The sequence below is a fragment of the Streptomyces sp. SID3212 genome, assembly GCF_009865405.1.
Taxonomy (GTDB): domain Bacteria; phylum Actinomycetota; class Actinomycetes; order Streptomycetales; family Streptomycetaceae; genus Streptomyces.
In genome coordinates this window covers 18,674-27,044 of the sequence record NZ_WWJY01000265.1, presented here as the reverse complement: position 1 = coordinate 27,044, position 8,371 = coordinate 18,674, and the positions used below count along the sequence as shown (strand labels likewise).

General features: G+C 71.0%; 8 protein-coding genes. 2 read left to right on the top strand and 6 right to left on the bottom strand.

Going from position 1 to position 8,371, the window contains the following annotated elements; translation table 11 throughout:
- Positions 1–542: NUDIX domain-containing protein (locus GT042_RS08090; protein ID WP_161308022.1), on the top strand; the 542-nt coding region annotated here is incomplete at its 5' end.
- Here the strand turns inward: GT042_RS08090 and GT042_RS08085 are convergent.
- The 4 genes from GT042_RS08085 to GT042_RS08070 all read right to left on the bottom strand — a co-directional run bounded on the left by GT042_RS08085 (position 515) and on the right by GT042_RS08070 (position 3,315).
- The gene (locus GT042_RS08085; protein ID WP_161308021.1) at positions 515–1,342 is read right to left on the bottom strand and encodes an SAM-dependent methyltransferase; all 828 of its coding nucleotides are present in this window, start codon (positions 1,340–1,342) and stop codon (positions 515–517) included. The two genes, GT042_RS08090 and GT042_RS08085, sit on opposite strands and share 28 nt — an antisense overlap.
- Positions 1,343–1,385: 43 nt before the next feature.
- A complete protein-coding gene (locus GT042_RS08080; protein WP_161308020.1) occupies positions 1,386–1,622 on the bottom strand; it encodes a DUF397 domain-containing protein in 237 nt (78 codons plus the stop codon).
- A complete protein-coding gene (locus GT042_RS08075; protein ID WP_161308019.1) occupies positions 1,622–2,482 on the bottom strand; it encodes a helix-turn-helix transcriptional regulator in 861 nt (286 codons plus the stop codon). Before GT042_RS08075 ends, GT042_RS08080 begins: the two co-directional genes overlap by 1 nt.
- Before the next feature lie 374 nt (positions 2,483–2,856).
- Positions 2,857–3,315 (bottom strand): DUF1772 domain-containing protein, encoded by a 459-nt coding sequence (locus GT042_RS08070; RefSeq protein ID WP_161308018.1) that lies wholly within the window; start codon positions 3,313–3,315, stop codon positions 2,857–2,859.
- A gap of 359 nt (positions 3,316–3,674) precedes the next feature.
- Between GT042_RS08070 and GT042_RS08065 the strand changes: the two genes are divergently transcribed.
- Positions 3,675–4,367, top strand: a complete 693-nt coding sequence (locus GT042_RS08065; RefSeq protein ID WP_345943713.1) for a DNA-binding response regulator — start codon at positions 3,675–3,677, stop codon at positions 4,365–4,367.
- A 95-nt stretch (positions 4,368–4,462) separates the two neighbouring features.
- Here GT042_RS08065 and GT042_RS08060 read toward each other — a convergent pair whose 3' ends face one another.
- Both GT042_RS08060 and GT042_RS08055 read right to left on the bottom strand, forming a co-directional pair.
- Positions 4,463–5,395 (bottom strand): ABC transporter permease, encoded by a 933-nt coding sequence (locus GT042_RS08060; protein ID WP_161308017.1) that lies wholly within the window; start codon positions 5,393–5,395, stop codon positions 4,463–4,465.
- Positions 5,392–8,031 carry an alpha/beta fold hydrolase gene (locus tag GT042_RS08055; protein ID WP_161308016.1) on the bottom strand — a complete coding sequence of 880 codons (2,640 nt, stop codon included), beginning with the start codon at positions 8,029–8,031 and terminating at the stop codon, positions 5,392–5,394. The genes GT042_RS08060 and GT042_RS08055 overlap by 4 nt, the downstream gene beginning before the upstream one ends.
- Between the last annotated feature and the right edge of the window lie 340 nt (positions 8,032–8,371).

The window sequence follows — 8,371 nt, the reverse complement described above, 5'->3', positions numbered from 1 at the left end:
GGCCGCGCGCGGCGGCGCCGCCCCGGGCGCACGCCATGATCGGTGTCGGTGTGATCGTCCGGGACCGGTCCGGCCGTATCCTCCTCGGCCTGCACCACGGCGGGACGTGGGAGCTGCCGGGCGGCAGGCTGGAGCCCGGCGAGGCCGTCACCGCCGCCGCCGTACGCGAACTGCGCGAGGAGACCGGACTGCGCGCCCAGGAGCAGGACGTGACCGTGTTCGCGATGCTCCACGACGAGACCGTGGGCCTCACGCGCGTCACCATGGCGGCCGTCGTCACCGCGTACGAGGGTGTCCCCGTCGCGGCGGAGCCGGAGTTGATCGCCGAGTGGCGGTGGGTGCGGACGGACGAGCTGCCCAGCCCGCTCTTCGTACCGTCCGCACAGATCCTCACCACCTGGCGGCCGGAACTCGACGTGGACCACCCACCGGTCCACCGCCTGTCCCTCGCCCGCGCCCTCACCGGCGAGCGGGGCGGGCAGGTCGCCCGGCCACCGGAAACCGTCCGGCGGGATCAGGGCTTGCGGGCCAACCCCGCGTAGAGGGAGACCGCACCGTCGGTGACGCCCTCCGGAAGCTCGCCGTCCGGACGCCAGCGGTGCGGGACCTCCACCCCCGGTTCGACCAGGTCGAGGCCGTCGAAGAAGCGCAGGATCTCGTCGCGCGAGCGCACCTGGCCGGGGATTCCGCTGCCGTGGTAGACGCCGAGGATCTTCACCCACATCTCCGGGTCGAAGTCCGGGGTGCAGTGGGAGAGGCCGAGGTAGCTGCCGGAGGGGAGCGCGTCGAGCAGGAACCGTACGGCGTCGTACGGCCGTTCATCGTCGGGGACGAAGTGCAGCAGCGCGTTCAGCGACAGGGCGACCGGGCGGGTCAGATCGAGCGTGTCGCGCAGCCGCGGCGACTCGATGATGCTCCGCGGATCCCGGAAGTCGGCGTGGACGAAGGCGGTACGGCCCTCGGGGGTGCTGCGCATCAGGGCCTCGGCGTGCCGCAGCACGACCGGGTCGTTGTCGACGTAGACGACGCGCGCGTCCGGGGCGGTCGCCTGGGCGATCTGATGGAGGTTGGGGCTGGTGGGGATGCCCGTACCGATGTCCAGGAACTGCCGGACGCCCGCCTCCCCCGCCAGCCAGCGGGTCGCCCGGTGCATGAACCGCCGGTTGGTCGCGGCGGCCGTCCTGGCGCCGGGGGCGATCGCTTCGATCCGTGAAGCGGCCCTCCGGTCGACCTCGTAGTAGTCCTTGCCCCGGAGGAAGTAGTCGTACATACGCGCGGCATGCGGGCGTGTGGTGTCGATGCCGTCGAAGGTGTCGACCGGGGGCGGGTCGGGGTCCGTCATGCGATCCATCCGTTTCTCGGGCGGCCCGGGCCGGCAATCCGGCTCAGAGCAGGAAGTCGGCGAGGCCGTTCTTCGCCCCTTCGACAAAACCCGCCATGGCGGCCACGGTGCAGATCAGGGCGGGACCCGTGGGATCCGAGGACTGGCGGACCGCGACGCGCCCGCCGTCCACCCGCTTGGCCTCCACACAACTGCCCCCGTTGGGACCGCTCCAGGGCCGCTCCCAGCCCTCGTCCCCCAGCGAGTCCGCCGGCATGCCGTTGAATATGTCCCGCATCATCAGAACTCCTTGCGTATTCCTTGGAGAAAGTCTCTTGTTCCGTCCACGCCGGAGGCCCGGACCGCCATGGTGTCCAGGACTTCCAGATAGGCGGCGACATCGGGGCGCTGGTCCATATAGACCGCGCCGGTGAGATTCTCGGTGTAGACGATGTCCGGCAGATCGGGGAGATCGAACCGGAAGAGATGGAACGGCCCGAACGCGCCGAGATGCGGGCCGATCGAGAACGGCATGATCTGGAGCGTCACATTCGGCCGGGAAGCCAACTCGATGAGCCGGTCGATCTGCCCGCGCATGACGTCCACTCCCCCGACGGGCCTGCGCAACACCGCTTCCTCCATGAGGATCCAGAGAATCGGCGCGTCGGCTTTTGTGAGCAACTGCTGTCGTTTGGCGCGCAGTGCCACTCGCCGTTCCAGCTCGGTGGGATTGCGGTGCACACCGGCGCTCAGCACGGCGCGGGCGTACTCCTCCGTCTGCAACAGCCCCGGGACGTAGTGCGGTTCGTACGTCCTGATCAGACGGGCCTCGTCCTCCAGGCTGACGTAGGCGCTGAACCAGCTGGGCAGCGCGTCGCGGTAACGGTGCCACCAGCCGGGCTTGTTGGCCGCCTTGACCAGCTCGACAAATTCCTCGGCCTCCGCCGCCCCCACTCCGTACGCCGCCAGGAGCAGCCGGACATAGGGGAGTTTGAGGCCCACTTCGGAATTTTCCATCCGCCGGACGGTGAGTGGGGTCACGTCCAGGATTTGGGCCGCCGCCTCGCGGGACACCCGGGCTTTCTCACGCAGAGCACCGAGTCGCTTACCGAGAAGCATACGCAGGACCGTGGGAGCGGTTCCCGTACGGGAGTCACTCACGTGCCGCCTCCTGACGCCGACTCATTGGGCCGATTCTGGCAGGTGGGCCGGGCTCGAACCAGTGTGGTCGGGGGCATTCTGAAATTATCAGAGCGATCAGTTGCGAGTGGATAGTCTCAGCCCGCATAGTGAGCGCGTGACGCGGACCACGGATCGACCTGCCCGTCCTCGATTCCGTTCGGCTGCCCGCCCGGTGACGGCGGGTCACACCGCCCGGGTCACCCTCCCCATGGACCGCGCCTCGGCGTGACCATCGGAGTCCGCTGACCGACGCCACGGGGGGCCGGTCAGCGGACTCTGCTGTACGGGGAGTGCTGTAGGGACTGCTTGACGGGCCGCTGTACGGGGAATGCTTCGGGGTCGTCGCCCGGGGCTCAGGACAGCGTCGCGCTGACCACCAGGACGAAGGCGGCCACGGAGAACAGCGTGCGGACGCGGTGGAACGCGTTCCAGCGGCCCTCGAAGGCGAGGCGCGCCGCACGGGCCGGCGACGGGGACGACTCCAGCTGGTTGTTGAGCGGTACGTTGCCGCCGATGGTCACCAGGTGATTGATCACCGCACACACCAGTCCGGCCACCAGCAGCCACTTCTGGTTGTCCGAGCGGCCGTCGACGGGGACGGCCAGCGCCGCCGCCGGGAAGCCCACGATGGCGAAGAAGGTCAGCAGGAAGACCGGGCGCGGCACCTGCTGGTTGACCAGGCGCATGGCCGGGACGAACTGCTCGTCCGTCAGCTTGCCCAGGGCGGGCATGATGCCGGTCTGGAAGATCAGGAAGTAGCCCGCGAACAGACCGGTGGATATCGCGGAGAGCGCGAGCAGCAAGGTGGCCATGACGGACATCATGTCGCACGAAACGGTCGAGTCGGCGCGGTTCTTGAGCACTTTTCGAAGACGCGGGCATGCCACTGGCATGGAGTCGCCACTCTCTGAACTGGCACTTGTCACGGAGCGCAATCATGTGCGTACATGGAGTGGCGTACGGCTCCGAGGGGATGCGGGGGTGGTCAGCCGTGGCGGAGGTCTCAGGTGCGGTTCTCAATCGGTCCGCGCTGTCGCCGGCGCAGTCGAAGGGGACAGTGACAAGGAGCATCACGCAGGCAGGCACGACGGGCGTGATGGGCGTGACAGGCATGTCCGCAGGGATGGACCCGCTCCGGACGCCGGGCCGGCCGATCCGGGGGATACGGGAAGTGACGGCCTCGCTCACGGCGTTGGTGCGGTCGGCCCGCCGGGAGTTCCTGATCTTCGACGATCCGGGGAGCTGTCTGGGGCAGGGGATCCCCGAGCAGTTCCTCGATTTCGCGGACTCCTGCGTACGGGCGGCGGGTGAGCGGCTCCCGCAGGACGGCGGGCCAGGCGGACGGGCGGGAGGCAGGTCCGGTGGCCGCGCGCCGGCGCGGGCTCCCGCGATCACCGTCCGGCGGATCGTGCCGAGGCAGGGCCTGGCGGGGCTGCCGTTGCCTGCGCCGTGGCCGCTGCCGGGCCGGGCGAGACAGACGGACTCGATCCCCTTCAAGATGATCCTGGTGGACCGCGCGGTGGCCGCCGTCCCCCTCGATCTCCAACTGCACTACAACGGCGTGCTGCTGATCCGCGACCCCGTGATCGTCCAGGCCCTGGTCCGTACGCACCAGCTGTGGTGGGAGACCGGTGAGGAGCTGCCCACCGACCCGCTCTCGGTGTCGGCCCCGGGCCTGCTGCCCGAGTCGTTGCGACCGGTCCTGGAGGCGCTCCTGGCGGGCCTCACGGACGAGGCGGCGGCGACGCGGCTGGGCATGTCGGGCCGTACGTACAGCCGCCGGGTGTGCGACCTGCTCACGGCACTCGGCACGACGAGCCGCTTCCGGGCGGGTGCGGAAGCGGCTCGTCGGGGGTGGATCTGATGGGGGCGCTCGATGTGACGCGGTGGCTCGGTCAGACGGGGAAGCTGCTGCGGCGGCTCAATCGGATGTGGAAGCCGAATCCGCCCGGGTGCGGCCTACGACACGACGTCCTTGCGGGAGAAGCCGCGGAAGGCCAGGGCGAACAGCACCACGGCGTACGTCACCGAGATCGCCGTGCCCTTGAGCATGCCGCCCCACTCCAGCTGCGGCTGGAGCGCGTCGGCCCAGGCGAACTGCCAGTGGGCGGGCAGGAAGTCCCGCCAGGACCCGAGCGCGGTCACGGCGTCCAGCACGTTGCCGATGATCGTGAGCCCCACCGCACCGCCGACCGCACCCAGCGGGGCGTCGGTCTTGGTCGACAGCCAGAAGGCGAGCGCGGCCGTGACCAGTTGGGAGACGAAGATGAACGCGACGACCAGCGCCAGCCTCGGCACGGTGTCACCGGCGGCCAGGGAGCCACCGGCCGGCAGCTCCAACGGCCCCCACCCGTAGGCCACCGTGCCCGCCGCCAGGCCGACCAGCGGGAGCAGCAGCATCGCCGCCGCGCTCATCGTCAGCGCGACCACGAGCTTGCTCCAGAGCAGCCGGGCCCGGGGCACGGGCGCGGCGAGGAGGTAACGCAACGAGGACCAGCTGGCCTCGGAGGCGACGGTGTCGCCGTGGAAGAGCGCGACGGGCACGACGAGCAGGAAGCCCGCCGAGACGAAGAGACAGGTGGCGGCGAAGTTGGCGCCGGAAGCGGTCGCGGTGTCCATCAGGTTCAGCCGGCCGCCGCCGTCCCCGTCGCTGTCGCCGCCCGGGGTGCCGCCGATGGCGAAGGCGATGATCAGGACAAACGGAAGGAGGCCGAGGATGGCGCCCATCACCAGGGTGCGGCGCCGCTTGAGCTGGCGCAGCGCCTCGACGCGCAGCGGCAGCGTGTGGCGGGACCGGTAGCCGGGGGCGGATTCGGTGGCCGGCTCCCCCACGGCACCGAGAGGACCGCCAGGCCCTGCGGGCCCTGCCGCCGGTTCGGTCAGCGCGCTCATGCGGAGCCTCCTGAGATCAGGGTGAGGAACGCGTCCTCAAGGCGGCGGTGCGGTCCGACACCCGTCAGCGACACATCGAGCCGGACCAGTTCGGTGATGAGCTCCCCGGTCGACAGCGTCCCCCCGAGGGCGACCAGCAGTCCGTCGTCCGTCCGGACGGCGGAGCCGATCCCCGGCAGGGCGGCGATCTTCTCCAGGACGGGTTCCGGCACGGGCTCGGCGGTGGTGACGAGCAGGGTGTCCCCGGATCCGGTGATCTCCGCGACCGGACCGGTCTGGATCAGCCGGCCCTGGTGCATGACCACCAGATGCGTGCAGGACTGTTCGACCTCGGAGAGGAGGTGGCTGGAGACGATGACCGTCCTGCCGCCCGCCGCGTACCTGATCATCACGTCCCTCATCTCGCGGATCTGGGGCGGGTCGAGACCGTTGGTCGGCTCGTCCAGGATCAGGAGGTCCGGCATACCGAGCATGGCCTGCGCGATGGCGAGCCGCTGCCGCATGCCCTGCGAGTAGGTGCGTACGGCACGGGCGAGCGCGTCCCCGAGTCCGGCGATCTTCAAGGCCTCCTCAATGTGGGAGTCCGCGCCGGGGCGGCCGGTCGCCTGCCAGTACAGCTCCAGGTTGGCCCGGCCCGACAGGTGCGGCAGGAAGCCCGCGCCCTCGACGAACGAGCCGACCCGCGAGAGCACCGGGGCGCCCGGGCGGATCGCGTGGCCGAACACCCGGATCTCACCGGCGTCCGGGGCGATGAGTCCCATCAGCATGCGCAGGGTGGTGGTCTTGCCGGCGCCGTTCGGGCCCAGCAGACCGAGCACCTGCCCCTTTTCCACCTGGAAGGAGAGATCACGGACGGCATAGCGGTCGGCGGACTTGGCGTAGCGCTTGGTCAGGCCGGTGATCTGGAGGGGCACCTGGGCGAGCGCCGGGTCGGGAGCGGGCGCGTGGGTGCGGCGCCGGGCGGTGAGCAGGAGGGCGGCGGCGATCAGTGCGCCGATGGCCGGGAGTCCCCAGACCCACCAGGGCAGCGTGGCGGCCGCGGTGGTGAGGCCGGGCACGGTCGGGACGGTCAGCGCGCTGTCCACGGAGACCCGGTAGGTGGCGGGGACGACCGGGGAGGCGTAGCCGAGGTCGGTGGCGGCGAGGACGACCCGGAGGCGGTGACCGGCGTCCACCTCGTGGTCGACGGCGGGCATGGTCAGCTCGACGGCCTTGCCCTGCCGGGCGCCTTCGACCTTGACCGGGGCGACGAGTTGGGAGGGCAGGACCTGCTGTCTGCCGTCGGGGCCGACGTCGTACACCTTGCCGAAGAGCACGGCGTCACCGGTGTCGGAGGTGACGGTGACCCGGACGGTCGGTGAGCCGGTGATCCGCAGCGCCTCGCCGAGCGGCCGGGAGTCGAAGCTCGCGTACTGGCCGGGGAAGTCGAGGGAGAGCCCGACCCCGAGCGAGGACAGCTGGGAGAGTCCGCCGCCGAGGCCGGGGACGGCGGAGATGGCGGGCGGGCTGGCGCCGGGCGGGTTGGCGAAGGTCTTGGTGCCGCCGCTCAGCGGTACGTCGGTGCCGCCGCTCTCCAGACCCGGGTAGCGTGCGCCGGTCGCGCCGCGCAACAGGGCCTGGCCGTCCGTGGAGTCGACGCCGCCGGTCCGGCTGACACGGAAGGCGGGTCCGGTGTCGGCGTTCTTGTCGTCCTTGAGGTAGCGGTCGAACCACGAGGTGATCCGGCTCTCCACCCGTCCGGTCTCCGGGTCGCCGCCGTCGTGGCCGCCCTGCTTCCAGTCGACGTCGACCGGCGCGCCGTTGGCGCTGATGGCCTTGGCCATCGCGTCGGCCTGGCCGAGGGGGAAGAGCGAGTCGCTCTGCCCCTGGACGATCAGCGCGGGCACGTCGATGCGGTCGCCGACGGCGGAGGGGCTGCGCTGCTCCAGCATGGTGCGGGCGGCCGCGTCCGGGGTACCGGAGACGGCGACCCGCTGGTACATGTCACACAGTTGCTTCTCGTAGGTGGCGCAGCCCCCGCCGCCGACGGAGAAGAAAATCCCGGCCCAGAGCTTCTTGAAGACCCCGTCGGGGAACAGCGCGTCGGCGAGGTTCCAGTAGGTGATCTGGGGGGCGATCGCGTCGACCCGCTTGTCGTAGCCGGCGGCGAGCAGGGAGACCGCGCCGCCGTACGACTGTCCGGTGATCCCGACGCGGGGATCGCCCGCCTTGTCGAGCTCAACCTCCGGCCGCTTCGCCAGCCAGTCGATCATCCGGGACACGTCCTTGACCTCGCGGTCGGGGTCGTTGAGCCCGATCTTGCCGGTGGACTTCCCGAAGCCGCGCGCCGACCAGGTCAGCACCGCGTACCCGTCCCGGGCGAGTTTCTCCGCCTGGGCCCGTACGTCGTCCTTGCTCCCGCCGAAGCCGTGCCCGATCAGCACGGCGGGCCTGCGCCCGGTGCCGGCGGTGAAGTACGAGGTGTCGATCGTGGCGCCGGGCATGTCCATGGTCCGGTCCTGCCGGCGCACGGTGGGCGCGTCGTCGGAGGCGACGGCGGTCCAGGTGCCGGCGCCGACCAGCACCAGAGCGGCGGCCGCGCCCGCGAGCCATCGTGCACGCGGCCGGGGCCCGCGGCGTGGGGGTGGGGTCTCCATGTCTGAACCCTAAGCGGGCCCTGGGCCGTACGGCGCTGACACCGGGCTGAACCGGGCGGCATCCTCAGGGAGTACGCGGAGGGCCCGCCGTACACCAGCCGTGGTAGTCGGCGCGCGGCCCACACAAGCCCGTCCGGCGATTGAGGGCATCAGTGACCCGCGGTGGCGCGCAAGCGTCGGCCGGTATTGGCATCTTGTGCACCTCCGGGTCACGCGAGACGCTGACGCGCATCCCCATCCCGTACGCCACGCACCTTGCGGCACCCGCACGCCACGCACCGCGCACCGCACTACGTGCGTACCCGCACCCCGCACCCCGTACTTGCCCGCAATCCGGACA